The sequence below is a fragment of the Janthinobacterium sp. GW822-FHT07H11 genome (genome assembly GCF_058798615.1).
In genome coordinates, this window is record NZ_CM179507.1 from 2,842,450 (window position 1) to 2,867,546 (window position 25,097).

The window sequence follows — 25,097 nt, forward strand, 5'->3', positions numbered from 1 at the left end:
TTGAGTAATATTATTCCGTTTTTTATGTAAAATTGTTCAGGCATAAGGCCCGGGGCAAGAACGCTGTTTCAAACCATAAGAATCAAAACCGAGGAGTACACCATGTTTTCATCGTTGCGCACGCGTCTGGTGCTGATTTGCGTCTCCATTGTCGTGCTGTCCATGCTGGCCTTGTCGGTCGCCAATTACCTCACCACGCGCAACAGCATGCTGGCGTCGGCCGACCAGCAGATGCAGCAGCTGCTGCAAAGCCAGTCCGCCGTGCTGGCCCAATGGGTCGATGGCAAGAAAAAGGTCATGGCATCCGTGCTGCTGTCGGCTGAAACGCCCGATCCGCTGCGCGCCTTCCAGATCGCGGAAAAGGCCGGCGATTTTGCCGAAGTGTTCATCGGCTACGCGGACAAGCGTTCCGTATTTACCCATCCGGGCCGACCGGCCGACTTCGACCCCACGGCGCGCGCCTGGTACACGGACACCGTCAAGGCGGGCGTGCCCATGCTCACGCCGCCGTACGTGGACGCGGCCAGCCACAAGCTGGTGGTGTCGTTCACGGCGCCCGTCGGGCCGAAAGAGGCGCTGCTGGGCGTGGCGGGCGCGGACGTGCTGCTCGATACGGTGATCGCCAACGTGGTGGCGATCAAGCCGACGCCGCACAGCTTTGCCTTCCTCGTCGACCAGAGCGGCACCATCATCGCCCATGCGGACAAGGACCTGAGCCTGCAGCCGGTGGCGAAAATCGATGCGGCGCTGTCGGCCGCGCAGGTCAACCGGCTGGAAAGCACGCATACAAGCGATGCCGTGCGCCTCAATGAGCGCGACGGCAAGCTGTATGTGACGCGCGTGGCGGGCACCGACTGGCTGCTGGCCGTGGTACTGGACCAGCAGGAAGCCATGCAGGCCCTGCAGACGATGCTGACCACGGCCACCGTCACGGCCCTGCTGCTGGCCGGCGCCGCCGCCGCGCTGCTGTCGCTGCTGGTCTTTGGCATGCTCAAGCGCCTGGAACTGGTGCGCGACGCGCTCGACGACATCGCCTCGGGCGAGGGCGACCTGACGCGCCGCCTCGACGCTTCCGGCGTGGACGAACTGGCGCAGATCGCCGGCGCCTTCAACCGCTTCATCGACAAGATCGCCGCCGTGCTGGTGAAGATCCGCACGGCCAGCGAATCGGTGAAGGTGTCGTCGTCGGAAATCGCCGCCGGCAACCAGGACCTGTCCTCGCGCACGGAAGAACAGGCCAGCTCGCTGGAAGAGACGGCCGCCTCGATGGAAGAGCTGACTTCCACCGTCAAGCAGAACGCCGACAATGCGCGCCAGGCCAACCAGCTGGCGCTGTCGGCATCGAGCGTGGCCAGCAAGGGCGGCACCGTGGTGTCGCAAGTGGTCGACACCATGGCCTCGATCAATGACTCGTCGAAGAAGATCGTCGACATCATCAGCGTCATCGACGGCATCGCCTTCCAGACCAACATCCTGGCCTTGAACGCGGCCGTGGAAGCGGCGCGCGCCGGCGAGCAGGGACGCGGCTTTGCCGTGGTGGCGACGGAAGTGCGCAGCCTGGCCCAGCGCTCGGCCGGTGCGGCCAAGGAAATCAAGCTGCTGATCGACGATTCGGTGGACAAGGTCGACGCGGGTGCGCGCCTGGTCGACGAGGCGGGGGCGACGATGCAGGAAATCGTCGACAGCGTGCGCCGCGTGACCGACATCATGGGCGAGATCACCTCGGCCAGCGTGGAGCAGAGCTCGGGCATCGAACAGGTGAACCAGGCGATCGCGCAGATGGACCAGGTGACGCAGCAGAACGCGGCCCTGGTGGAAGAGGCGGCCGCCGCGGCGGAAAGCCTGCAGGACCAGGCCAGCACCCTGGCGCAGGTGGTGGGCGTGTTCAAGCTCGATGCGGGACAGGCGCCGGCCGTGGCGCCGCAGGCGGCCAGGCCGGTGGCGCGGCCGCCCGCCCCGGCGCGCATCGCGCAGGCGCCGGCCGCCAGGGCCGCAGCGCAGCGCAAGCCGGAATCGAACGAGGAGTGGGAAACCTTTTAAGCGGGGCCTCAAGCGCGGCGTGGCGCCAATGCCGGCGCCAGCTGCCGGGCCACTTCCAGGAAGGCGCTGGTGGCCGGCGTGTTCTGGCGCCGGTCGCGCACGGCCAGGCCCACCTTGCGGCTGACGGGCGGATCCAGGGGCAGGGCCACCAGGCCCGGGTATTGTTCCTGGAGCCGCTGCGGCAGCGCCAGTTCGGCCACGATGGAGACGCCGTCGCCGCGGCTGACCATGTCGAGGATGGTGATGACCTGGCTGATACGGTAGGGCACGTGCGGCTGCAGCCCCGCGTTGGCGAACAGCGGTTCGATCAGGCAGGCGCAGCCCGCCTCGGACATGATGAACGGCGCATCGCACAGCTGCGCCAGCGTGATGGCAGCCGCGTTCGCCAGCGCGTGGCTGCGCGGCAGCAGCGCCATCATCTGGTCTTCCACCAGCGGCACCGTATCGTAGCGCTCGTCGGGCAGCACGACGAAGCCCACGTCGACGCGGCGCTCGCGTATCCATTGCAGCACTTCATGGTCGGCGCCTTCGTCGATGCGCAGGGCGATGCCCGGATAGCGCAGGCGGAACTGCGCCGTGATGGCCGGCAGCAGGTTCAAGGACGAGGTGGGGCCGAAGGAGCCGATGCGCAGGCTGCCCTGGCGCTGGCCCAGCACGTCGGCCGCTTCCTGGCGCATGGCTTCGGACAGGCCGAGGATTTCGCGCGCGCGCACCAGCAGCTGGCGGCCCACGTCCGTCAGCTCGGCCGACGCCTGGTGGCGCACGATCAGGTCCACCCCCATCTCCTTCTCCAGCGCTTTCAAGGCATGCGAGACGGCCGACTGGCTGATGCCCAGCTGCGCGGCGGCGGCGGAAAAGCCGTGCAGTTCGGCCACCAGCGTAAAGATTTCCAGTTGCGTGAAGGTCATGCCGTGGCTTTCCTGTGTTATGAGTATTTGCTCATTATTTCATGAGTTGATATTAGTATTAGTATATGAGTATACCGCAGGTGCAGCGTCCGCCGCACGAGCGACATCATAGGACTTTCCATGCGCACTACCGCCTTGCCCTCCGCCGCCTTGCCTGCCGTGCAATCGCCGCTCGTCTATCTGAAACTGATCTGCGTCGCCCTGTTCTGGGGCGGCACTTTTATCGCCGGCAGGGTGCTGGCGCAGCAGATGCCGCCCATGACGGCCGCCAGCGGGCGCTTCGGCGTGGCCGTGCTGCTGCTCGTCGTGCTGGCGTGGAAACTGGAAGGGGGCTTGCCGCGCCTGGACCGCAGGCAGTGGATGACGACGGCCGCGCTGGGCCTGACGGGCATCTTTTTGTACAACCTGTGCTTCCTGGCGGCGCTGTCGCGCATGCCGGCCGGGCGCACGGCCCTGTTCGTGGCCCTGAACCCCATCGTCACGGCGCTCGCTTCGGCCTTCCTGTTCCGCGAGCGGCTCGGATCGTTCAAATGGCTGGGCATCGTGCTGGCGTTTTGCGGCACGTCCATCGTCATCACGCGCGGCGATCTGGCCGGCGTGCTGCATGGCACGGGCGGCGGCATCGGCGCCGGTGAAATCTTCATGTTCTGCGGCATTTCCAGCTGGGCCGCCTACACCCTGATCGGCCGGGTGGCGCTGAAGGGCCTGTCGCCGATTGCCGCCACCACGTATGCGTCGATGTGGGGCCTGGCCTTTTTGCTGGTGGGCGCGGCCGTGGAGTTCCCGAGCGTGCCGTGGCGCAGCTACGGCTGGCAGGTGTGGGCCGCCATCGGCTACCTGGGCGTGTTCGGCACGGTGATCGGCTTTGTCTGGTATTACGAGGGCGTCAAGGCGCTGGGACCGTCGCGCACGGCCGTCTTCAACAACCTCGTGCCCGTGTTCGGCATCGTGCTGGCGGCGGGATTGCTGGGCGAGCCCGTGCTGGCCTCGATGCTGGTGGGCGGCGCGGTGACGATTGCCGGCGTGGTGATGACCAACCGGCAAGCGAAGTAATTATTTTGCGCGGCGGCGCTTGGACGGTTTCGCCGGCGCCTTCTTGTGCCGGCTGACGGAAGCGCGCGTCACCTTCGGTTCTTCGATGCCGTTCTCGGCCGCCAGCATGCGGCGGATGTTGACGGCGTCCATGGCGCGCACGGAATTGGCGCGCGCGTTGAGCAGGATCATGGTGGCGAACTTGCCGGCCGACTTGATGCGCATGATCAGGCAGCGCCCCGCTTCATTCGTGTAGCCCGTCTTCGACAGGCCGATGTCCCAGCCCTTGGCGCCCACCAGGCGGTTCGTGTTGTGGTATTCCACGTCGCGCCCCTTGATCTGGATCACGTCCTTCGAATCGGTGGTGATGCGGCTGATTTCCGGGTAGCGCGAGGCGGCCACGGCCATCTTGACGAGGTCCGCCGCCGTCGACTGGTTGTTCGGTGACAGGCCTGTCGGCTCCTCGATCACGGTCTGGCGCATGCCCAGCGCCTTGATCTTGGCGTTGACGGCCACGGCGAAGGCCGTCGGGCCGCCGGGAAAGGTGCGTGCCAGCGAGGCGGCGGCGCGGTTGTCGGACGACATCAGCGCCAGTTGCAGCACGTCATGGCGGCTCAGGGTGGCGCCCACGGGCACGCGCGAGGTGCTGTGCTTCAAGGTGTCGACGTCTTCGCGGTCGATGCTGATCTCTTCCTGCATGTTCGCCTTGGAGTCGAGCACGACCATGGCCGTCATCAGTTTGGTCAGCGAGGCGATGGGCACCACCACGTTGGAATTTTTTTCAAGCAAGACTTTGCCCGTGCCGTCTTCGACCACCAGGATGGACTGGGAACCGAAGGGCACGGCGATGGCCGCTGTCGAAAGCGTCATCAGCACCGCAGCGAATATTTTTTTGAGCATGGGATCGTGTCTGGGAAAACAGTGTTGGGGCGCCACCGTGGGCGCTGCGCGCAAATCCGGGAGCAGGTCGCGGGGGAACGCGACGTGTATCTCGGAGGCAATATTTGCCAAGTGTAGACAATACCATTAAAAATGTTGCGATGTCTACGCCGCGCGGGCGCCACAGGCCGCTTTGCGGGCCAAATCGTGAAAAAAACCGTGATCCCGGCTGTAACTATTGCCCGAGTGAAAATTGTTCTCCAATTATTGATTTCAGTTCGGAAACTTCGTACTATTTCCACCATCTTGTTGCCGGACTCGGCATCCATCGGCTGGCATGGCCGGAAAGTTCGTCGCTGGTACCCGTCAGTTCGTGTTTCGTCGCTTGCCGCCGTGGCGCGGGCCGCCAGCATCGTAGACTGCGTTCATGCATGATGAACTTGCCAAGGAGAACGCAATATGTGGGGGAAAATAGCCAAGTGGCACAGGCAAATGGATGACGATGCCTTGCTGGTGTTGCAGACGCCGGAGGCCGCCGCCACGCTGCCGCCTGGCCATCGGCGCTTCATCGGCACCCGCCTGGCCAGCATGTCGCTGATCGAGCGCCAGCAATTTCGCGACTTCCTGCTGAAGTACAAGGGCATCCGCTTCTACCAGGCGGCGGCCAAGCTGCTGCTGCCTTTCAGCGCGGCCGGCGTGCTGCTGCATCTGCTGTTGCCGGAAAGAACGAGCTGGATGGAGGCGCTCATCCTGAGCAATCTGATCGGCTTCTCGCTGGCCTGCGGCCTGATGGGCGTGTGGTTCAGCTACCGCAAGCTGGTGTCGGGCAATCTCGCCATGCCGGTGCTGCGCATCGTGCTCGCTTGCCTGGGCGGCCTGGCCATCGGCATGGGCGCGGCCGCCGTGTTCGGCGACAAGCCTGTCGATATCTCGCCCGAAAAATTGGCGCGCAATGTCGGCGTGGCCCTGCTGGTCGTCGGCTTGCTGTATATCATTCCGATCGGCATCGTCGCCATGTGGCGCAACCGCCAGTTCGAGGCGCTGACCTTGAAACTGCAGCAGGATGCCGAGCGCGACCGGCTGGCGCGCGAGTTGAGCGAATCCCAGCTGCGCCTGCTGCGCGCCCAGATCGAGCCGCATTTCCTGTTCAACACCCTGGGCGCCGTGCAGCAGCTGGCCGAGCAGGGCGCGCCGCGCGCGGCCGCGCTGACGGCCGACCTGATCGCCTTCCTGCGCGCCAGCCTGGCCGAGATGCGCAGCGAGCGCGTGCCGCTGCAAAGCGAGTTCGACATGGTGGAAGCGTATTTGCGCGTGATGCAGGCGCGCATGGGGCCGCGCCTGCGCTTTCGCCTGGACTTGCCGCCCGCCTTCGCGCAGGCCATGATACCCAGCATGATCGTGCTGACCCTGGCGGAAAACGCCATCAAGCACGGCATCGAGCCAGCCTTGCGCGGTGGCGAAGTCAATATTTCAGCAGAGCAAGTTGACGGCATGCTGCGCCTGCGCGTGCAGGATACGGGCGTGGGCCTGGCCCGGGCGCCCGTGCCGCCGCCTGGCGGCGGACTGGGCCTGGAAAACGTGCGCAGCCGCCTGCAACTGGCCGCGCACGGCGGCGCGCCGGCCGGCCGGCTGGACATGCGCGAGGGCGAGGAGGGCGGCGTGCTTGCCGATATCCTGCTGCCGCTGCCTGCAGCCCTCGCTGCCGGAGCGATGGCATGAACACCAGGATCATGATCGCCGAGGATGAACCGCTGATGCGCGAGCGCCTGGAAACGATGCTGGCGCAGGCGTGGCCGCAAGCGCAGCTGGTGCTGGTGGCGGAAAACGGCAACGACGCCTGGGACGGCTTCCTCGAGCACGAACCGGACGTGGTCTTCCTCGACATCCGCATGCCTGGGCTGTCGGGCCTGGAAGTGGCCGAGCGCATCGGCAAGCGCGCCCACGTCGTGTTCGTCACGGCCTACGACCAGTATGCGGTGGACGCGTTTGACGCGGGCGCCGTCGACTACCTGTTGAAACCCGTGCAGGCCGAGCGCCTGGCGCGGGCCCTGCAGCGGCTGCGCGACAAGCTTGGCGCCCAGCCGGCCGACATGGCCCAGTTGCTGCAGTCGCTGCGCGCGGCGCTGCCGGCGCCCCCGCGTGAAAAACTGAAATGGATCAGGGCCAGCGTGGGCAAGCAGATCCGTTTGATCGACGTCAATGAAGTACTGTTTTTCCAGGCCGACACCAAGTACACGCGCGTGGTGCTGGCCGGCTCGGAAGCGCTGGTGCGCACGCCGCTCAAGGATTTGCTGGGCGGGCTGGACCCGGAACAGTTCTGGCAGATCCACCGCGGCACCATGGTCAACGTGAAAGCCATCGAGGCGGCCGAGCGCATCGACGCCGAGCGCATGCAGGTGCTGCTGCGGGGCAGCACGGAAAAACTGCCCGTCAGCCGCACGTTTACGCATTTGTTCCGCGATTAGCCTGCCATGCGAACGCCCCGCTCGGGGCGGGGCGTTCGGGTGGCGGCGGTGGCGCTTACTGGATCTTGGCGATCGACACCTCCGTCGACTTGACCAGCGCGATGACTTCGCTGCCGACCTTGAGATCGAGGTCCTTGATCGAGCGCGAGGTGATCACCGAGGTGACGATGCCGTGCGGCGTTTCGACGTCCACTTCCGACACCACGGGGCCGAAGATGATTTCCTTGATCTTGCCGCGAAACTGGTTGCGTACATTCACTTCCGAGATAGCCATGCTGTTTCCTTTGTACCCGTAATACGCCATGCGGCGCGACAAGGCCAGAGTACGGTGCGCGGCAGGTTTTGGCTACGAATCGATGCGCATATGGTTATGCGCAAACAGGCTCGGACATGAAAAAACCGGGATACGTCCCGGTTGTTTGTTGATGCAGATCAGATTACTTCTGATAAATCTTATCGAACTCGCCACCATCGTCAAAGTGTTTCTTTTGCGCCTGCTTCCAGCCGCCAAACACCTCGTCGACGGTGAACAGGGTGATCGGCTTGAAGCTGGCCGCGTATTTCTTGGCCACCGCCGCCGAACGGGGGCGCAGGAAGTGCTTGGCGGCAATTTCCTGGCCCGGTTCCGAGTACAGGTATTGCAGGTAGGCCGTGGCTTCCTTGCGGATGCCGCGGCGGTCGACCACCTTGTCGACCACGGCCACGGGCGACTCGGCCAGGATGGAGACGCTCGGATAGACGACTTCGAAGTTGTCGCCGAATTCCTTGCGCACCAGCTGTACTTCGTTTTCAAACGTCACCAGCACGTCGCCGATCTCGCGCTGGGTAAACGTGGTGGTGGCGCCGCGGCCGCCGCCGTCGAGCACGGGCACGTTCTTGAACAGCTTGGTGACCAGCTCGCGCGCCTGCGCTTCGCTGCCGCCTTTTTTCACGGCATAGCCCCAGGCTGCCAGGTAGGTATAGCGGCCATTGCCCGAGGTTTTCGGATTGGGCACGATGACCTTGATGCCGGGCTTGGCCAGGTCATCCCAGTCCTTGATCTGTTTCGGATTGCCTTTGCGTACCAGATATACCATGGTGGAATAAAACGGCGCCGCGTTGTTCGGGAATTTCTTCGCCCAGTCGGCCACCACCAGGCCGCGGTCGGCCAGCAAATCGATGTCGTTGGCCTGGTTCATCGTCACGACGGACGCTTCCAGGCCGTCGGCGACGGAGCGTGCCTGCTTGCTGGAGCCGCCATGGGATTGCTTGATAGTAATGGTTTCACCGGTTTTCTTTTGCCAGTCGGCGATAAAAGCGGGGTTCACATCCTTGAACAATTCGCGCATCACGTCATAGGACACGTTCAGCAAGACCACCGGTTCGGCGGCGCTGGCGGCCATGGGCAGGCTCATGGCGGCGGCCGAGGCGGCCAGGGCGCTGGCCAGGAACCAGCGGCGCGAGCGTTGGGCGAGCGCCAGGGCGGTGGTCGATACGGCGTTTTGATTGGACATGTTTAACTCTTGTTGTGAGAATAGACAGCCATAGTCTAAAATTCCGGCCGGAAAAGAAACGAATTTTTCGTAATATGCTTAGATCCGATTCCCGTTTGCTCCAAAAAACATATATACATTTTTGAAATGATTCGTGGGCAAGGCGCGCATCAGGGCTTAGCCTGCAAGCATTGCGTCATAGGCAAAAGCGACTCGTGGCGTTGCGCGAAAAAACCCGATCGCGCCGCTTGGTGTATAGTCGAATCGCGCGATACAGGGTGAAAAACCGCCTGCATCGGCAACTGGAATATTTTGTGAGCGTACATGAGTCTTGAAATTCGTATTGCAACATCGACTGACGCTTTCGAGGCGTGCAATGTATTACGACGCTCGATCGTCGAATGCTGCAGCCTTGATCATCGCGATGATCCGGCCATCCTGGAAGCATGGCTGGGCAATAAAACACCGCAGATGGTGGCGTGCTGGTTTGCGTCGCCCACCAATTTTTCGCTGGTCGCCGTCGACGCGGGCGCCGTCGTCGGCGTGGCGCTGCTGACGCGCGCCGGCAAGCTGGCGCTGTGCTACCTGTTGCCCGAGGCGCAAGGCCGGGGCGCGGGCAGGGCCCTGGTCGAACGGCTCGAAGCGCAGGCCAGGGAGTGGGGCATCAAGGCCCTGCAACTGCACAGCACGGCCAGCAGCCAGGCCTTCTTCGTCAAGCACGGTTATGTGGAAGCGGGCAATGTGCGTTCGCCATATGGCGTGGAAACTATTTTTTGCTGGAAACAAATTGATCCCGCGGGTATCGGCAGCGGCGACCCCAAGCGCAAGCGCTTTTGCAACTGCAATTCGGCCTGACGGCCTGCCTTCCCTCTGCCCGTCCATCCGGCGGGCCTTTCCCGCGCCTGGACGCGCTCCTCAGTAACTGATCTGGATATACACGCCGTGCGGCGGCGCTGCCGTTGCCGCTTGCAGGGCGCCGCCCGCAAACAGGTGCAGTTCGCCGGGCGCGCATGCCACCCACGCTTCGTCTTGCGTCAGCGGATGCGTGGCGATCACGGCGATGCGGTCGTCCAGGTGGTTGTGCTGGCGAAAATCGATGCTGCGCTCGCAATCGATCAGCTGCGCCACGGAAAACGGATACTCGCGTATCACATAGTGCAAATGCGTGGAGCAGTGGGCGAACAGCACTTCGCCGTCCGACAGGATGAAGTTGAAGCTGCCGTGCGCGGCGATCTCCGCGGCGATGGCGGCGACCGCCTGCCGCAGCAGGTCGCGCGCCGGTTCGCCGCCGGGGAAGCGCGCGCGCAGGCTGGCCAGCAGGTGGCAGAAGGCCCGCTCGCTGTCCGTGTCGCCGCTGGCGCGGTAGTGCGCGTCCGGCGGCGCGCTCCACGTCTTCAAGTCGCCATTGTGGGCGAAGGACCAGGTCTTGCCCCACAGTTCGCGGGCGAACGGGTGGGTGTTTTCCGGCGCGATGCGGCCCTGCGTGGCCTTGCGGATGTGCGCGACGATGTTCCTGGCCTTCACCGGATGGCGCAGCAGCCGCGCCGCCAGCGGCGAATCGATGGCCGCCAGGTGATCCGTCAGCAGCGTGCAGTGGCCGCCGGAATGAAAGGCGATGCCCCAGCCGTCGCGATGTTCGTCCGTGCGTCCCCCCCGTTCGGCAAAGCCGGCGAATGAAAAATCCAGGGTGGCGGGCTTGCTGCTGTTCATTGCGAGTAACTGGCACATGATGGGGCCTTCCTGATGATATCGGTACGGGGAAACAGTAAAGGCTGGGGCAGGGGGGCGGAACGATTGTTTCCGCATATCGATATGCGCGCGCCGCCGCGCGCGCTTATGCGCTGGCTGCATATCAAATGGCGAAACCATTCGTTCTCCTTTGGTCTGCCCCGTCTTATTCTGCACACTTTGGCAGCGGCCGCCCCACGCGGCAGCCGCCGCAGCCTTTGAAGGAGCATCCATGCCGTTTCCCGTCCTGAAGAACTATCTGGCCCGCCTGTCGCATCAAACCCAGGCCGGCACCAGTGTCTGGCTCGACGAGGAGGGGCGGGCGCTGGGGCGCTTTTTCAACTGCACCATGACCAGCGCCTTCCAGCCGCTGCGCGAACTCGACAGCGGCAAGCCGGTGGCGTTCGAGGGCCTGGCGCGCAGCGTGTCGAAGGCGGACGAAGGCCTGTCGCTGTGGCGCCTGCTCGACCACGCGGCCAGCGACGACGAATCGGTGGAGCTGGACAGGCTGTGCCGCATGCTGCACGCGATTAATTTCTTCCGCCAGCCGGAAGCGGAGCAGTCGGACCTGTACCTGAACGTGCATGACCGCCTGCTGAGCGCCGTCAGCAGCAATCACGGCCATGCCTTCCAGCGCATCCTCGACGCGCTGGGCCTGCCGATCGAGCGCATCGTGCTGCAATTGCCGGCGGTCACGCCGAACCAGGGTTGGCTGCTCAATTACGTGGCGGACAATTACCGGCGCAATGGTTTCCGCCTGGCCATCAACGTGGCCAGCGTGCAGGAGGCAAGCGGCTTGCTGGAGCGCTTGCACCCGCACGCGTTCAAGCTCGATGCGGGCAACCTCAGCGACGAGCAGGCCGTTGCCAGCTTCGTCACCGTATGCCATGCGGCGAAGATACGCGTGGTCTTCAAGCGCCTCGACACGCCGGCGGCCCTGGCCGCGCTGCGGCGCATCGCCGCCGCCACCGGCTTGCCCATCGTGGCACAGGGTTATTTGCTTGACAAGCCCTTGAGCGCGCTGGCGCAGGCGCAGGCGGGCGGCGCGCGCATCGCGGCGGTGGCGTGAGGCCAAATGCGGTGCAATCAGGCCGGTACGATAGGCGTGGAGGGTTTTTCTTCTGCGCACAATACGCTATAGTATTCGTATCGTTACATTGGACTGACTATGGCATCGCGCAGAAATTTTCTACACCACGGTATGGGCCTGGCCGCGCTGGGCCTGGTAGCCACTCCGCTCATCGGCTGCGCTTCGCGCACGGCCGCCCCCGCATCGGCCTCGGCCAGCGCCAAGCCGCGTCCCCCGCGCACGGCGGTGCCGCCGCAGCCGACGCAACTGGCCAGCGTCGACCGCTCGCTCACCTCGCCGGTGCGCCAGCCGATGACGGAACTGGAACCGCCGCCCGACATCTTTGACGCGCAGGCGCTGGACCTGGAATTCTGGCTCAAGCCGCGCACGCTGGAAGTGGTGCGCCCGGCCAGCAATGAAAAGGCGAAATTGCTGTACTGGAAAGATGGCGAAGTCATCGATTCGGCCTACCAGGAACTGTGCCACTTGCTGCGCGACGTGAACGGCAAGAAGACGGCGGCGATCGACCCGAAACTGCTGGAAACCCTGTGGGGCACGCAGGCATTCGTGGCCCGTTACGGCATCGAGCAGCCGCTGGAGATCCTGTCGGGCTACCGCACGGCCGAGTCGAACAGCCGCCTGCGCGAAGCGGGCGTGCCGGCCGCGCGCCAGTCGCTGCACATCTCGGGCCGCGCCGCCGACATCCGCGTGGCGAATCTGAACGCGGAAGTGCTCGGCTCGCTGGTGCGCAGCTTCAAGCAGGGCGGCGTGGGCTTTTATTATCGCTCCGGCCCCCGCGGCGGCTGGATCCATGCCGATACGGGCTTGCAGCGCACCTGGAAGGGCTAAGGTTTTTTAGTCGTAGTGATACGGCGGCTCCGGCACGCTATCGGTGCCGGCGCGCCGCCATGCGTCGAAATTCACGGGGCGTTCCCAGTAAATGCGCCAGCCTTGGCGCTGGCTCGTTTGCGCCTCGGGATGGTCGCGCAGGTAAGCGTCGATGAAGCGCGTGAATTCCGAGACATAGCCGCTGCGGCGGTAGGGCAGTCGATGGTGCATATGGCCTCCTTCCATACACGATTCGACCGCCGGCGCGCCGGAAAGTGCCGCCTTTTTGGATCCCCATGAAACTGTCCAGCCATAACATCGAACTGTTCCTGGCCGTCGTCGACGGCGGCTCGTTCTCGGCCGCCGCGCGCGCGCTGCGGCGGGCGCCGTCCGCCGTCAGCATGGCCATCGCGCACATCGAGGCCGAACTGGGCATCGTCCTGTTCGACCGGGGCGCGCGCGAAGCCGTGCCCACGCCGGCCGCCACGGCCCTGATACCGCATGCGCGCCTGATCGCCGAGCAGCTGAAGCAGCTGCACCTGCATGTGCAGGAATTGTCGCAGGGGCTGGAAAGCCGCATTTCGCTGGGCGTGGCGGCTGAACTCGACCATGCGCCATTCTTGCGCGCCGTGCGGGCGCTGTCGCAGCGCCACCCGCTGCTCGACATCGAAGTGCTGACGGCGCCGCAGGACGACGTGCTCGACATGCTGCACCGGGGCCGCATCAGCGCCTGCATGGCCTTCGCGGGCGGGCGCATCAATCACGCGGAACAGTTCCAGTTGGTGGGCAGCGATGCCTTGCTGGCGATTATTTCCACGCAGCATCCGCCCAGCGCGGCCGGGCAGCCGCTGTACATCGAGGAATTGGTGAACTTGCGCCAGATCATCGTTGCCAGCCGGGAACTCGACCTGGCCGATGCGCGTCCCGTGGTGGGCCTGTCCTACTGGCGCACGGACAGCTTGCCGATGGCGCTGGCGATGGTGGAGGCGGGACTGGGCTGGGGTAATTTTGCCGCCTCGGCCATCAAGGATGCGCTGGCGGCAGGAAGGGTGCGCCGCGTGGCGTTCAAGAATACGGGCAACGGCCTGGTCGTGCCCATCCACCTGGTGTGGATGAAGGACCGGCCGCTGGGCATGGCGGCGCGGTCCTTTCTTCAGTTGCTCAGCGAAGCTGCCTGAACCTCTGCGGGCTCTTCTTTCGGCTGCTGCGCCGACAGGGGCACGCCGAACAGGCCGTCGAAGAAATAATTGAAGATGAAGCTGTAGCAGGGAATGATCAGCATCAGCGCGAAGTCCAGCACGAAGGCTTGCCACAGGCTGATATCGAGCCACCAGGCGATCAGCGGGATCAGGTAGACGACCAGGGTGATCTGGAAGCCGATCGCATGCAGGATGCGGCGCCACACGGTGCGCGTGCGCGATACCTGGCGGATTTCCCAGTATTCGAAGGCCGTGTTGTAGAGCAGGTTCCAGATCACGGCAATGCTGGTGATCATGATCGCCAGCGGCCCCGTGCTGGTGGGCGACTCGCCCGAAAGCAGGGTCAGCCAGAGTGTGGAAATGGCCATACCGATGATTTCAAAGGCGGTGACATAGACGATTTTGCGCTTGATGCCTTGCATGTAAAGCCTGTAAGGAAGAGTAGCTGCGTATGTTAAGTCAGTCTTGCTGATGTTAAAAGTTAATAGCTGTCAGTTTTTCTGATGTATATGCGCCAGCAATACCATGCTGGCCGTGAACGGTGGATAATGGCGGCTGGCGGGCAACCGCTCCCGTGCATCACCGCGGAACATCACCGCAGAAAAGGTCAACGAGCATGCAAGGCGCAGCAGACAGCAACATCCCCGATACCCCCGCCAGCGCGGACGAGCGCCCGCGTTTCCGTCCCCGTCCCTGGGAACACCTGGAAACACCGTACGACGTGGAAGTGTGGATCGAGGAACATAACCGCAGCATGCAGGACAATATCCGCGCCACGGAAACGGGCGTGGGCATCTGCTTTACCCTGGCCGAAGGCGGCGACATCTATATGCAGACGAGCGCCGACGGCGCCGTCGTGCTCGACGTGACGCCGGACGCGGCCTGGGTGGCACCCCTGATCAGCGCGGCCACGGGTTGCGAGACGCCGGACTCGTCGCTGTGGATCTTGCCTGATGATAAGCTGATCCAGCTGATCGTGGGGCTGTCGAGCCTGGTGGCCAGCACCTTGCTGGTGGTCGGACACGACTTTGGCCTGCGCCGGCGCCGCATGGGACGCTGAGCCGTTTTCCTTGCTGGCAAGGCGGCCATGCCGCTTGTCGGGAGGTGGTTTGCGCTGTATGATGCGGCGTTGCAAAATATGCCACGCCCGGCGCGTGCCTTCCACCGTGTTCACCGACGAAATACCCACCATGCATAATGACAAGCTGGACCTGCGCGATATCAGCCTTGTGTGCGTGGAAACGCGCTATCCTGAGCTGGCCAGGTTCGCCATCGAGCGCTGCCTTGCCGGCGCCGAGTTCAAGGAATGCCTGCTGTTTACGTCCCGCCTGCATGACTTGCCCGCGCATATACGCCAGGTGCTGATCGCCCCCATCGAGAGCGTGGAGGCGTATTCCGCATTCATGGTGCATGAGCTGGGCGCGCATTTCAGCGGCACGCATGTGCTCATCATGCAATGGGACAGCTTCATCGTGCATCCGCGGCAATGGCAGAGCGCGTTCCTGGCCTGCGACTATATCGGCGCGCCATGGTCGCATCGCCCGGTGGCGGTCGGCAATGGCGGCTTTTCGCTGCGTTCGCGGCGCCTGTACGATGCCTTGCCGCAGCTCTCCATCGCGCAGCCCCATCCCGAGGATTATGCCATCTGCGAACTGCATGGCGACCGCCTGCGCCAGGAATTCGGCATGCGCTTCGCCGATGCGGGCCTGGCGTCCCGCTTTGCGTTCGAAGGCATCGCGCCCACCGGTCCCACGTTCGGCTTCCATGGCTTCTTCAACTTCGGCCAGGTGCTGGACGACGCGGAACTGGGCCGCTACCTGGGCCTGTGCGACGATGCCACGATGCATGCGCCGGCCGCGCGCGGGATGATCAAGCAGTTGTATCGCTCCGGCCGCTACCGGATGGCGGCGCGGGTGCTGCGCCGGCGCGTCAACGGCGGCGCGGCGCTGCTCGGCGATGCCTGCCTGCTGGCCTTGCGCGCCGGCCTGCACGCGCTCACGCATGGCCGTGCGCGCCCGGCTGCGCCGCCGGCGTAGCCGTTCCCGTCGCGCCTGTGGCGAAAGTGGCATACTGGCATGCTTCGCTCGACACTGCGCGCCCTGCATGCTAGTCTCGGGTCTGCGTCCGCCTGAACGCGATGGCGGTGGTGCAAAGGACAAGCATGGACGACATACCACATGCGGCACACAGTCTGGATTCCTCTGCGCGCGCCGACGAGCGCGCGCTGCGCCCTGCCGCGCCCCTGATCGACGATGGCGTGTTCAGCCCCGAGCGCGTCAGGGTGGAGCGCGAGCAAGCCTATTTCAATGATTTGTACCTGCTGGCGCCGGTCGCCTATTTCGTGCTCGGCCTCGATGGCGTGATCCTGCAGATCAACCTGGTGGCAGCCGAGCTGTTCGGCTTGCCGCGGGAGCGGCCCGGCCATGTGCTGTTCCGCGCCTATGTGCATGAGGCGTTCCGCCACGATTATGAGCAGTTCGTGCAGCGCGTGCTCAATAGCAGCGAGCCGGAGCGCATCCAGTTGCAGGTGTGCTTGCGCCCTGGCGCGCACGAGCCGGGTTTGCCGGTGAGCCTGCTGGGCAGCGCCGACCCCGGCGGCCAGACGCTGCGGCTGGTGCTGGAGCAGGCCGAAGGCAAGCTGGCCGCGCTCGAACGCAGCGAGGAGCGTTTCCGGCGCATCGTGCACAGCGCCGAGGAGGGCATCTGGGAAATCGACGCCGAGGCGCTGACCAGCTTTGTCAATCCGAAGATGGCGCAGATGCTCGGCTGCCGGATCGAGGACGTGCTGGGCAAGCCGCTGCTGGCGTTCATGGATGACGAGGGGCGCGCCATCCTGGAGCGCAACATTGCACGGCGCCAGGACGGTATCGCCGAGCGCCATGAATTCAAGTTCCTGCGCCGCGACGGCAGCGCCCTGTGGGCGACGCTGGCCACCAATCCCATCTTCGATGCGCATGGCACTTACCTGGGCGCGCTGGCGCTGGTCAGCGATATCACGGCCCGCCGCGAGGCATCCGAACGCATCTGGCAGCAGGCCAATTTCGACCAGGTCACGGGCTTGCCCAACCGGCATATGTTTCTTGACCGCTTGCGCAACGATGCGCGGCGCGCCAAGCGCGAGGGCGGCTACCTGGCCCTGCTGTTCATCGACCTTGACCATTTCAAGCAGGTCAATGACAGCCTGGGCCACGAAAAGGGCGACCAGCTGCTGCGCGAGGCGGCGCGCCGCATCACCGAGCGCGTGCGGGCGACCGATACGGTGGCGCGCCTGGGCGGCGACGAATTCACCGTCATCCTGGCCGGCGTGGGGCAGCTGGGCGGCATCGAAAGGGTGGTGCAGGAACTGATCGCGGCGCTGGCCATGCCTTTCCTGCTCGACGGCGACAACGCGCAGGTGTCGGCCAGCGTGGGCGTGGCGCTGTACCCGGCCGATGCCGATGATACGGAGACCTTGCTGCGCCATGCGGACCAGGCCATGTACGCGGCCAAGAACGCGGGCCGCAACTGCTACAGTTATTTCACGCCGGCCCTGCAGCAGGCGGCCGAACTGCGCCGCAACACGGCGCGCGAGATGCGCCAGGCGCTGGCGCAGCAGCAGTTCGAAATCCACTACCAGCCCATCATCAGCCTGCGCGACGGCAGCATGCACCGGGCCGAAGCGCTGCTGCGCTGGCGCCACCCGCAACGCGGCTTGCTGAGCCCGGCCGACTTCATCCCGTTTGCGGAATCGAACGGCTTGATCGCCGATATCGGCGACTGGGTCTTCCGCCAGGCCGTGCGCCAGGCGCAGCTGTGGCAAGCCGAGCATGGGGCGGACTTCCAGATCAGCATCAACAAGTCGCCGATGGAGTTCCGTTGCGACGCCGCCTTTTACCAGGGCTGGAGCGAGCACCTGGCGCGCGAAGGCCTGCCGCCGCGCGCCATCGTGATCGAAATCACGGAAGGGGTGCTGCTCGACGAGGCGCGCCAGGTGATCGACAGGCTGCGCCAGTTCCGCACCATGGGCCTGGAACTGGCGCTGGACGATTTCGGCAGCGGCTACGCTTCGCTGTCATGCCTGAAGAAATTCGATATCGACTTTCTCAAGATCGATCCTTCGCTGGTGCAGGCGCTGGAGCAGGGCGAGGCCGAACTGGCCCTGTGCGAAGCGATCATCGCGCTGGCGCAGCGGCTGGGACTGAAGGTGGTGGCGGAAGGGGTGGAGACGGCGGCGCAGCGCGACTTGCTGCGGGCCGCCGGTTGCGACTATGCGCAGGGCTATGTATTTTCAGGCGCGGTGCCCGCCGGGCAATTGAGTGCCATGCTGGCGGCGCAATGCCCGCCTAGCGCAAGCCCAGCAGCGCAACCACCCGTTCGCGGCTGATGCCGACCAGGGCCGAACTGATCGCCAGCAGCGATTCATAGCCGGGCTTGCTGGCCTTTTCGGTGAAGTGTTCGGCCAGCGTATCCATCTTGACATGGCTTTCCACCGGCTGCGCCCTGGCTACGCGGCCGGTCGCCTGTGCCAGTGCCAGGCTGACGGAGCTGCGCGCCTGCTGCAGATGGGCCAGCGCCTGCACCACCTGCTGCAGGGTGGCGCGCAAGGCTTCCACGTCGCTGGTATCCCACTCTTCGGGGGCGATGGCGGCCGGTTCCATATCGGTCCGCACGCGGTTCATCTGGCCGGTGGGGAAGCGGATGCCGTTGCCGCGCACCGACAGGCTGTCGCGCACGCCGGCCCAGGAAGCCTCGGGCGTGCTGAACACCAGTTCGCCATTCTCGCCCTGCTTGACGCGGATATTCGACGGCATCAGGGCGCGGTCGAAACGGGCGACGATTTCCGCCTCGCTCAGGCCTGGTTCGATATTGACCGAACGCAAAGCCTGGTTCGCGCCGCCCACGGAGAACGCCAGCACTTCCTGCGGACCTTCCTGCAGGCTGGCCATGGTCAGGCCGCGGATGGTGAAATTCTGCTGCGCCGCCTGCGGGCTGGTGTAGCCGAGCTGTGCGTCGAGCGTGCCGCCCGAGGCGCTGGCGCGCTGGCGCCAGGTATTGCTGAACTGGCGCACGCGCGCCTCGACTTGTCCGTCGCGGCCCTGGCGCGCGGCCAGCTTGGCGGCCAGTTCGCTTTTCAAGGCTTGCAGCTGGCTGCTGCTGCGTTCCAGGTAGTCGAGCGTTTGCTGGGCGTTGGAAATCTCGCCCTGCAACTGGTGGTCCCAGTTGCTCAGGCCCCGTTTCAGCGTCGCCGCCGACCCCCGCGAGGCCGCCCCCTGCGCACGCGTGCCGGCGCCGCCATCGATGGCGGCGGACGCGTCATCGGCGACGCGCGTCGTGCCGGTGCCCTTGGCCGATAGGCCGGAAGAAGACGAGGTCTGGACGATTTGCATGATGGTCAGAGAAGATCAAACAAGGAAAGATTGCCCACTTTCGAGTACGCCTTGTAGGTGGCCTGCAAGGCGGTCTGATAACCGGTCAGTTCGATGGCGGCGGCGCCGATATCGGCCTTTTTCAGGTCCGTCAGCGCGGTCTGGTTCGACAGCGACACGTTGGCCAGGTTGCTGTCGAGCGTGGTCAGGATGTTTTGCGCGCCGCCGAAGATGGCGACTTTGCCCGAAAGTAAATTCATGCCGTCATCCGTGCCATCGAGGCCCGCCAGGACGATGGCGCGGGTGGCCGGGTCGGCCGGATTGACGTTGGCGGCGCTCAGCGCCGCGATGGTGGTATCCATCTTGTTGAGCCAGGTTTCCAGGTTTTTCACGTCGACGTTCGCCGCCTGCGTCACGCCATTGCCGACGACGACGGTCTGGCTTTCCGTGTTGCCCATGTAGCTGTAGCGCGAACCGACGGGCTTGCTGTCGTCGTACTGCAGCGCCGGCGTATCCGTGGCCGTGCCGGAGAACATGTAGCGGCCTTCCTGGTCCTTCAGGTTCGAGGTGTAGAACACGCTGTCGCGCATCGCGCGCAGCGATTCGGTCATCGCATTGAGGTCGCTTGGCGCATTGCTGCCGTCGGCGGCCCAGACCAGCAGGTCGCGCGCCTGGCCCATGTCCGTCACCATGCTCGACAGGTAGTTTTCATTCTTCAGCAGGCGCGTTTTCACGGACGCGATGTTTTCCTTGTACTGGGTCACCATCGCCTGCTCGCGCGTCAGGCGCGAAATGCGCACATTGCCGATCGGATCGTCCGAGGGCAGCTGGATGCGCAAGCCCGACGACATTTGCTGCGTCAGGAAATTGATGCGGTCCTGGTTTTGCTGAATTGAAATATTGATCAGCGATTGGTACTGGTTACTGGCGACACGCATTTCTTCTCCTTAGCCCATCATTTGCAGGGTGGCGTCAAACAGGGTATTGGCTACCGAAATGACTTTCATGTTGGCCTGGTACATATTCTGGAATTCCACCAGGTTCATCGCTTCTTCGTCCTTGTTGACGGCGCTGGTGGATTTCCAGTCGTTGACCGCCTGGGTGCGCACCGTGTCGGCCGTTTTCAGCAGCGACTGGTTTTGCTGGCTGTAGATGCCCAGCTTGCCCACGAGTTGCGTATCCGCATCGCTGATCAGCACCTTGCCGACCCAGGTGACGTTGGCGGACTGGTTCTTGATGTCGATCAGGGCTTGCAGGTTCTTGCTGTCGCCGGCCGCGCCCGTGGGCGACGCCAGTGCCAGGTCGGCGGCCGTGAAATTCTTGGTGATGGACAAGCTGCCGTTGGCGTACACCAGCAGCGGGCCGCCCACACTGCCGGCCATGGTCTTGCCGGCCGCCAGCTGGTCATTGACCTTGGTGGACAGCGTGCTGGCCAGGTCGCGCACCGATTGCAGCATCGGCTTCAAGGTATTTTCCTCGAATTCGCCCAGGCCGCCCAGCTGGCCGCCCACGGCGACACTGTCGAGCTGAAAGATCGAGTTGGCGAATTTCACGTCCAGGGTCTGCTCGCCCGAGGCGGACATTTTGCTGCTCAGGGTGCCGTTCATTGAGCCGAGCACCAGCGGCTGGCCCGATTTGAGCGAGATATCGCGCGAACCGTCCGCCTGGTCCGTCACTTCGATGGCCATTTGCGAAGCCAGGCCGTCGATCAGCTGGTCGCGCGCATCGATCAGTGCCGAGACATTGGTGCCGGCGGCGGTCGAGGTACTGATGCGTTCGTTCAGCTTGGCAATGCTGGACAGGGCGGTATTGGCTTGCGGCACGATCGCTTCGCGTTGCTGGCGCACCGACAGCAGCTGGTTATTCATCACGTTGCTGATGCTGTTGAAATTTTGCGACATGGCATCGGCAGCCGTGATGATTTGCTGGCGCAGCGGCGACGAGGTCGGATCGACGGCGGCCGCGTTCAGGGCCTTGAAGAAGCCGTCGATGCCATTGCTGATGCTCGATGTGTCGTCGCCCATGATGCGTTCCAGCTGGGTCACGTAGGGCTGCGTCTGCGAGCGGAATCCCTGGTCCGAGGCGGCGCGCCACATTTGCTGGCTCTTGTAGGCATCGGCGAAGCGCAGCAGGGCGGACACTTCCACGCCATTGCCCGAGGAGCGCGCGCCGGCGCCGGCGCCAAGCGACGCCAGCAGGACGCCCTGGCGCGTGTAGCCGACCGTTTGCAGGTTGGCGATATTCTGGCTGGCCGCACCGAGTGCGGCCTGGGCGGCGATGCTGCCTGACAAGGCATTGCTGATGATGCTCATTGGGCAATATTCTTTCGTGGTAAGTGCGGCATGCGCCGGGCGGCAAGCCTGTATCGTGCTTATCTACAACAGGCGACGCATTAGACGGGTTTATTAAGCGCCGTTGCAATATTGTCTGTTTGCACAGCGCCTTTGACGGCGGCGCTGGCCGGGGCCGCCGGCAGCAGCTGGCGCAGGATGGCGTCGGCGATGCCGAAGGCGCGCTGGCCGGCCATCTTGTCGGCCACCAGGTTGTCGGCCATTTCCAGCATGTCGCTGTTCACGGGATCCTTATACACGCTGTCTTCGCCGGCCATCTCGCGCGTGCCCGAACGCATCTGGCGCAGCATGTGCGAGATGAAGAAGGCTTCGAACTTGACGGCCGCCTCGGTGGCCTTGGCCGCGTAGCGCGGATCGGCCGGCGCCGCTGCCGCCGGGGACCTGTCTTCCAGCGCCGAGGGCAGGGCGCCGCTGTTGTCGTTGATATTCATCATTATATGACCACCAGTTCGCCTTCGATGGCCCCGGCCTGGTCGAGCGCCTGCAAAATTGCCATGATGTCATCGGGCGAGGCGCCCAGGCTGTTGACCACGTCGATGATGGACTGCAGCTTGGCGCCGGCCGGCCATTTGAACATATTGCCGTTGCCCTGGTCGACGGACACCTTCGACTGCGGCGTGACGGTGGTCTGGCCGCGGCCGAACGGCGCCGGCTGGCTCACGGCCGAGCTTTCGGAAATGACCACCTTGAGCGAGCCGTGCGTGACGGCGGCCGCCTTCACGCGCAAGCCTTCGGCGATGACCACGGTGCCGGTGCGCGAATTGAACACCACTTTCGGCGTATCGACGCCCACATCGACGCTCAAGGCTTCCAGCTTGGCCATGAAGGCCACGCGCTGGGTCGGATTTTCCGGCGCCAGCACATCGACGCTGGTGGCGTCGCGCGTGGTGGCGACGGCGCCAAAGCGGCGGTTCACGGCTTCGACGATGTTGATGGCCGTCTCGAAATGCGGATGGCGCAGGTTCAGGGTGACGGAAGGCCTGGTGGAAAAGTCGCTGAGGATTTCGCGCTCGATATTGGCGCCGTTGGGAATGCGGCCCGAGGTGGGCGTGTTGACGGTCACGGACGAGCCGCTCTTGCCGGTGGCGTTCAGGCCGCCAACGACCACGTTGCCTTGCGCCAGTGCATACGTTTCATTGTCGGCCGCGCGCAGCTGCGTCAGCAGCAAGGTGCCGCCGCGCAGGCTTTTCGCATCGCCCAGCGAGGACACGGTGACATCGATGGCCTGGCCGCGGCGGTAGCCCGGCGGGAACACGGCGCTGACCATGACGGTGGCGACGTTCTTGCTTTTCGCTTCGGCGCCATCGGGCATCTTCACGCCGAACTGCTTGAGCATGTTGACCACGGACTGGCTGGAAAATTTCACCTGGGTGGTGTCGCCGCTGCCGTTCAGGCCCACGACGAGGCCGTAGCCGACCAGCGGATTGTCGCGCACGCCCTCGATGCTGACCAGGTTGCGCAGCACTTGCGCTGCCGAGGCGGGCATGGACAGGCCGGACAGGACGGCCAGCATGGCGGCGAGGGGCAGGGCGGAGCGAAATTTCATGATGTGACCTTAAAACGGCATCCACGGGCCGACGAAGAAGCGCGTCAGCCAGCCCGGGGTGTTGGCTTCGGCCAGGGTGCCCTGGCCCGAATAGGCGATCTGCGCATTGGCGATGCGCAAGGAGGACACCTGGTTGTTCGAATCGATATCGGCAGCGCGCAGGTAGCCGCGCAGGCGCACGAATTCCTCGCCCTGGTTCAGGGTCAGCGTCTTTTCGCCCTGCACGCGCAGCAAGCCGTTCGGCAGCACTTCCTGCACGATCACGGTGATGGCGCCGGACAGCGCATTTTGCTGCGTGCTGGTCGCGTCGCCGGCGAAGTTGCGGTCGGCCGACAGGTCGATGCCGGTCTTGGGGAAAGTCTTGCCGAGGAGGTTGGCCGCCTTCACGCCGACGGACGAGCCCTTGTTGAACGAGGTGCCGGCCTTCTTGCTGGCCTGCGTGGTTTCCTGCAGGGCCACCGTGACGACGTCGCCGACGCGGAAGGCGCGGCTGTCCGAGATCAGGTCCAGGCCCGCATCGGGATTGAAGACGCCGCCGCCCACGCCGCCGCGCGCCGCGCTGCGCGGCGCCACCGGCAGCGGCGTGTCGGAAAAGCTGGGCGCCACGGGCGCGGCCGGGCGGCTGGCGCAACCGGCCGTCAACACCAGCAGCAGGACCGCCGCGGCTTTCATGGCGACCGTCATCAGCGTGCCGCTTGCGCCAGGTATTGCAGCATATTGTCGGCCGCCGACAGCACCTTGGTATTCATTTCATAGGTGCGCTGGGCCGCGATCATGTCGACCATCTCTTCCACCACCTGCACGTTCGAGCCTTCCAGCGCAAACTGTTTCAGCTTGCCCAGCGCGCCTTCGCCGGGACGGCCTTCCGTCGGCGTGCCGCTCGATGCCGTTTCCTGGAACAGGTTTTCACCGAGTGCCAGCAGGCCGGTCGGATTGATGAAGCTGGACAGGTTCAACTGCCCCAGCTGGGTGCCGTTGACATTGCCCGGCACGGTGGCCGTGACCATGCCGTTTTCGCCGATGGTGATCGCCGTGGCATTGTTCGGCACGGTGATCTGCGGCACCAGCGGCAAGCCCTGGGCGTTGACCATCACGCCGTTTTCATTGATGCCAAGCTGGCCGGCGCGCGTGTAGGCCGCTTCGCCGTTCGGACGCAGCACCTGCAGGAAGCCGTTGCCGGTGATGGCGACGTCGAATTCGCGGCTCGTCGTTTGCAGGCTGCCGGTGGTAAACACCTTTTGCGTGCCGACCATATGGGTGCCGTTGCCCAGCTGCACGCCCGAGGGCGACAGGGTATTGTCGGCGCGCTGCGTGCCCGGCTGCTGCTCGACCTGGTAGAACAGGTCTTCGAAGACGACGCGGTCGCGCTTGAAGCCGACCGTGTTGACGTTGGCCAGGTTGTTCGCGATGGCTTGCAGTTTGGCATCTTGTGCCTGCACGCCGGTCTTGCTGATCCACATTGCTGGATTCATGTATTGCTCCTTGAATAGTTAAGCGCGGTGGACTCAGGCGCCCAGCAGGCGGTTGCCCGATTCCGTCATGGAATCGCTGGCCTTGAATACTTTCATCTGCATCTCGAAGCTGCGGTTCAGGCTCATGGTGGCGACCATTTCCTCGACGGCGGATACGTTGCTGCCTTCGAGGTGGCGGTCGCGCAGGCGTACCGCCGGGTCGGCCTGCAAGTCTTCGCCGCTGCGCGCCACGATCAGGCCCGCCTCGTTCTTCGTCAGTTCGCCCGCTTCCGCGTTGACCAGCTTGAGCTTGTCGACGGTCTGCATCTGCGCCGTGCCCGGCACCTGGATGGAAATCGTGCCATCGGCGCCGATAGCCAGGCTGGTGTGCTCGGGTATCGTGATCGGACCGCCTTCTCCCAGCACGGGCCGGCCATTGATGGTCAGCGCGCCCGTTTCATCGAGGTCCATGGCGCCGGCGCGCGTGTAGGCTTCGCCGTTCTGCCATTGCACCGCGAGAAAGCCGTTGCCGGTGATGGCCACGTCGAGTTCGCGTCCCGTTTCCTTGATGGTGCCGGTGCGCGTGCCGATGGCGCTCGACTGCGTCTGCGTCATGTGGCGGTCGTCATAGCCATAGCCGTTTTGCAGCGGCTGGGCGGTGGAGACCTCCAGGTTGGCGCGAAAGCCGCCCGTTTCGATATTGGCCAGGTTGTTGGCGTGTACCTGCTGTGCCCGCAGGGCACGGTCGGCCCCGCTCATGGCGGTATAAATCAGCGCATCCATT

26 protein-coding genes are annotated in these 25,097 nt (G+C 64.6%); 11 read left to right on the forward strand and 15 right to left on the reverse strand.

Annotation, left to right across the window (positions count from 1 at the left end):
- Positions 1 to 102: 102 nt before the first annotated feature.
- Entirely contained in the window at positions 103 to 2,040 is a 1,938-nt protein-coding gene (locus AC3RCJ_RS12730; protein WP_492958634.1) for a methyl-accepting chemotaxis protein, read from the forward strand.
- An 8-nt stretch (positions 2,041 to 2,048) separates the two neighbouring features.
- On the opposite strand, the gene AC3RCJ_RS12735 is transcribed toward AC3RCJ_RS12730, so the two are convergent.
- Positions 2,049 to 2,948, reverse strand: coding sequence for a LysR family transcriptional regulator (locus AC3RCJ_RS12735; RefSeq protein ID WP_492958636.1), 900 nt, complete (start codon positions 2,946 to 2,948; stop codon positions 2,049 to 2,051).
- A gap of 120 nt (positions 2,949 to 3,068) precedes the next feature.
- On the opposite strand from AC3RCJ_RS12735, the gene AC3RCJ_RS12740 reads away from it, so the two are divergent.
- A complete protein-coding gene (locus tag AC3RCJ_RS12740) occupies positions 3,069 to 4,001 on the forward strand; it encodes a DMT family transporter (RefSeq protein WP_492958638.1) in 933 nt (310 codons plus the stop codon).
- Here AC3RCJ_RS12740 and AC3RCJ_RS12745 read toward each other — a convergent pair whose 3' ends face one another.
- A complete protein-coding gene (locus AC3RCJ_RS12745; RefSeq protein ID WP_492958640.1) occupies positions 4,002 to 4,880 on the reverse strand; it encodes a serine hydrolase in 879 nt (292 codons plus the stop codon). It abuts the gene before it with no gap.
- Positions 4,881 to 5,318: 438 nt separating this feature from the next.
- Here AC3RCJ_RS12745 and AC3RCJ_RS12750 point away from each other — a divergent pair, with 438 nt between their 5' ends.
- Together AC3RCJ_RS12750 and AC3RCJ_RS12755 are read left to right on the forward strand one after the other, a co-directional pair.
- Positions 5,319 to 6,578 (forward strand): sensor histidine kinase, encoded by a 1,260-nt coding sequence (locus AC3RCJ_RS12750; protein ID WP_492958642.1) that lies wholly within the window; start codon positions 5,319 to 5,321, stop codon positions 6,576 to 6,578.
- Positions 6,575 to 7,324: a LytR/AlgR family response regulator transcription factor gene (locus tag AC3RCJ_RS12755; RefSeq protein ID WP_492958644.1), complete on the forward strand. Its 750-nt coding sequence runs from the start codon at positions 6,575 to 6,577 to the stop codon at positions 7,322 to 7,324. Before AC3RCJ_RS12750 ends, AC3RCJ_RS12755 begins: the two co-directional genes overlap by 4 nt.
- Before the next feature lie 55 nt (positions 7,325 to 7,379).
- Here AC3RCJ_RS12755 and AC3RCJ_RS12760 read toward each other — a convergent pair whose 3' ends face one another.
- Positions 7,380 to 7,598 (reverse strand): TOBE domain-containing protein, encoded by a 219-nt coding sequence (locus AC3RCJ_RS12760; protein WP_034757699.1) that lies wholly within the window; start codon positions 7,596 to 7,598, stop codon positions 7,380 to 7,382.
- Between the two features lie 163 nt (positions 7,599 to 7,761).
- Positions 7,762 to 8,817, reverse strand: a complete 1,056-nt coding sequence (locus AC3RCJ_RS12765) for a sulfate ABC transporter substrate-binding protein (protein WP_492958646.1) — start codon at positions 8,815 to 8,817, stop codon at positions 7,762 to 7,764.
- Positions 8,818 to 9,120: 303 nt separating this feature from the next.
- On the opposite strand from AC3RCJ_RS12765, the gene AC3RCJ_RS12770 reads away from it, so the two are divergent.
- Positions 9,121 to 9,651, forward strand: a complete 531-nt coding sequence (locus AC3RCJ_RS12770; RefSeq protein WP_492958648.1) for a GNAT family N-acetyltransferase — start codon at positions 9,121 to 9,123, stop codon at positions 9,649 to 9,651.
- A gap of 60 nt (positions 9,652 to 9,711) precedes the next feature.
- On the opposite strand, the gene AC3RCJ_RS12775 is transcribed toward AC3RCJ_RS12770, so the two are convergent.
- A complete protein-coding gene (locus tag AC3RCJ_RS12775; RefSeq protein ID WP_492958650.1) occupies positions 9,712 to 10,524 on the reverse strand; it encodes a class II glutamine amidotransferase in 813 nt (270 codons plus the stop codon).
- Between the two features lie 232 nt (positions 10,525 to 10,756).
- Between AC3RCJ_RS12775 and AC3RCJ_RS12780 the strand changes: the two genes are divergently transcribed.
- Together AC3RCJ_RS12780 and AC3RCJ_RS12785 are read left to right on the forward strand one after the other, a co-directional pair.
- The gene (locus tag AC3RCJ_RS12780) at positions 10,757 to 11,593 is read left to right on the forward strand and encodes an EAL domain-containing protein (RefSeq protein WP_492958652.1); all 837 of its coding nucleotides are present in this window, start codon (positions 10,757 to 10,759) and stop codon (positions 11,591 to 11,593) included.
- A 99-nt stretch (positions 11,594 to 11,692) separates the two neighbouring features.
- Positions 11,693 to 12,442, forward strand: a complete 750-nt coding sequence (locus AC3RCJ_RS12785) for a YcbK family protein (RefSeq protein WP_492958654.1) — start codon at positions 11,693 to 11,695, stop codon at positions 12,440 to 12,442.
- Between the two features lie 6 nt (positions 12,443 to 12,448).
- Here the strand turns inward: AC3RCJ_RS12785 and AC3RCJ_RS12790 are convergent, their stop codons facing one another.
- Complete coding sequence (locus AC3RCJ_RS12790) at positions 12,449 to 12,652, reverse strand: DUF3460 family protein (protein ID WP_492958656.1); 204 nt, start codon at positions 12,650 to 12,652, stop codon at positions 12,449 to 12,451.
- A 65-nt stretch (positions 12,653 to 12,717) separates the two neighbouring features.
- On the opposite strand from AC3RCJ_RS12790, the gene AC3RCJ_RS12795 reads away from it, so the two are divergent.
- Positions 12,718 to 13,599: a LysR family transcriptional regulator gene (locus AC3RCJ_RS12795; RefSeq protein ID WP_492958658.1), complete on the forward strand. Its 882-nt coding sequence runs from the start codon at positions 12,718 to 12,720 to the stop codon at positions 13,597 to 13,599.
- Here AC3RCJ_RS12795 and AC3RCJ_RS12800 read toward each other — a convergent pair.
- Positions 13,575 to 14,042: a PACE efflux transporter gene (locus AC3RCJ_RS12800; RefSeq protein ID WP_492958660.1), complete on the reverse strand. Its 468-nt coding sequence runs from the start codon at positions 14,040 to 14,042 to the stop codon at positions 13,575 to 13,577. The two genes, AC3RCJ_RS12795 and AC3RCJ_RS12800, sit on opposite strands and share 25 nt — an antisense overlap.
- A 194-nt stretch (positions 14,043 to 14,236) precedes the next feature.
- Here AC3RCJ_RS12800 and AC3RCJ_RS12805 point away from each other — a divergent pair, with 194 nt between their 5' ends.
- From AC3RCJ_RS12805 to AC3RCJ_RS12815, 3 genes are all read left to right on the forward strand, one after another.
- Entirely contained in the window at positions 14,237 to 14,680 is a 444-nt protein-coding gene (locus tag AC3RCJ_RS12805) for a hypothetical protein (protein ID WP_492958662.1), read from the forward strand.
- 130 nt (positions 14,681 to 14,810) lie between these two features.
- Entirely contained in the window at positions 14,811 to 15,656 is an 846-nt protein-coding gene (locus tag AC3RCJ_RS12810) for a DUF5672 family protein (RefSeq protein ID WP_492958664.1), read from the forward strand.
- A 125-nt stretch (positions 15,657 to 15,781) separates the two neighbouring features.
- Positions 15,782 to 17,983, forward strand: coding sequence for a putative bifunctional diguanylate cyclase/phosphodiesterase (locus AC3RCJ_RS12815; protein ID WP_492958666.1), 2,202 nt, complete (start codon positions 15,782 to 15,784; stop codon positions 17,981 to 17,983).
- Here AC3RCJ_RS12815 and AC3RCJ_RS12820 read toward each other — a convergent pair.
- The 8 genes from AC3RCJ_RS12820 to AC3RCJ_RS12855 form a co-directional block, all read right to left on the reverse strand.
- A complete protein-coding gene (locus AC3RCJ_RS12820; protein WP_492958668.1) occupies positions 17,943 to 18,986 on the reverse strand; it encodes a hypothetical protein in 1,044 nt (347 codons plus the stop codon). The two genes, AC3RCJ_RS12815 and AC3RCJ_RS12820, sit on opposite strands and share 41 nt — an antisense overlap.
- Before the next feature lie 5 nt (positions 18,987 to 18,991).
- Positions 18,992 to 19,903 (reverse strand): flagellar hook-associated protein FlgL, encoded by a 912-nt coding sequence (flgL, locus tag AC3RCJ_RS12825; protein WP_492958670.1) that lies wholly within the window; start codon positions 19,901 to 19,903, stop codon positions 18,992 to 18,994.
- Positions 19,904 to 19,912: 9 nt separating this feature from the next.
- On the reverse strand, positions 19,913 to 21,277 hold the full coding sequence (flgK, locus tag AC3RCJ_RS12830) for a flagellar hook-associated protein FlgK (RefSeq protein WP_492958672.1): 1,365 nt from the start codon (positions 21,275 to 21,277) through the stop codon (positions 19,913 to 19,915).
- 80 nt (positions 21,278 to 21,357) lie between these two features.
- Complete coding sequence (locus tag AC3RCJ_RS12835) at positions 21,358 to 21,750, reverse strand: rod-binding protein (protein WP_492958674.1); 393 nt, start codon at positions 21,748 to 21,750, stop codon at positions 21,358 to 21,360.
- A complete protein-coding gene (locus AC3RCJ_RS12840; RefSeq protein WP_492958676.1) occupies positions 21,750 to 22,862 on the reverse strand; it encodes a flagellar basal body P-ring protein FlgI in 1,113 nt (370 codons plus the stop codon). Before AC3RCJ_RS12840 ends, AC3RCJ_RS12835 begins: the two co-directional genes overlap by 1 nt.
- Positions 22,863 to 22,871: 9 nt before the next feature.
- Positions 22,872 to 23,534, reverse strand: coding sequence for a flagellar basal body L-ring protein FlgH (flgH, locus tag AC3RCJ_RS12845; RefSeq protein WP_492958678.1), 663 nt, complete (start codon positions 23,532 to 23,534; stop codon positions 22,872 to 22,874).
- Positions 23,535 to 23,545: 11 nt separating this feature from the next.
- On the reverse strand, positions 23,546 to 24,334 hold the full coding sequence (gene flgG, locus AC3RCJ_RS12850; protein WP_167389655.1) for a flagellar basal-body rod protein FlgG: 789 nt from the start codon (positions 24,332 to 24,334) through the stop codon (positions 23,546 to 23,548).
- A 33-nt stretch (positions 24,335 to 24,367) separates the two neighbouring features.
- Positions 24,368 to 25,096 (reverse strand): flagellar basal body rod protein FlgF, encoded by a 729-nt coding sequence (locus tag AC3RCJ_RS12855; protein ID WP_492958680.1) that lies wholly within the window; start codon positions 25,094 to 25,096, stop codon positions 24,368 to 24,370.
- Position 25,097 lies beyond the last annotated feature (1 nt).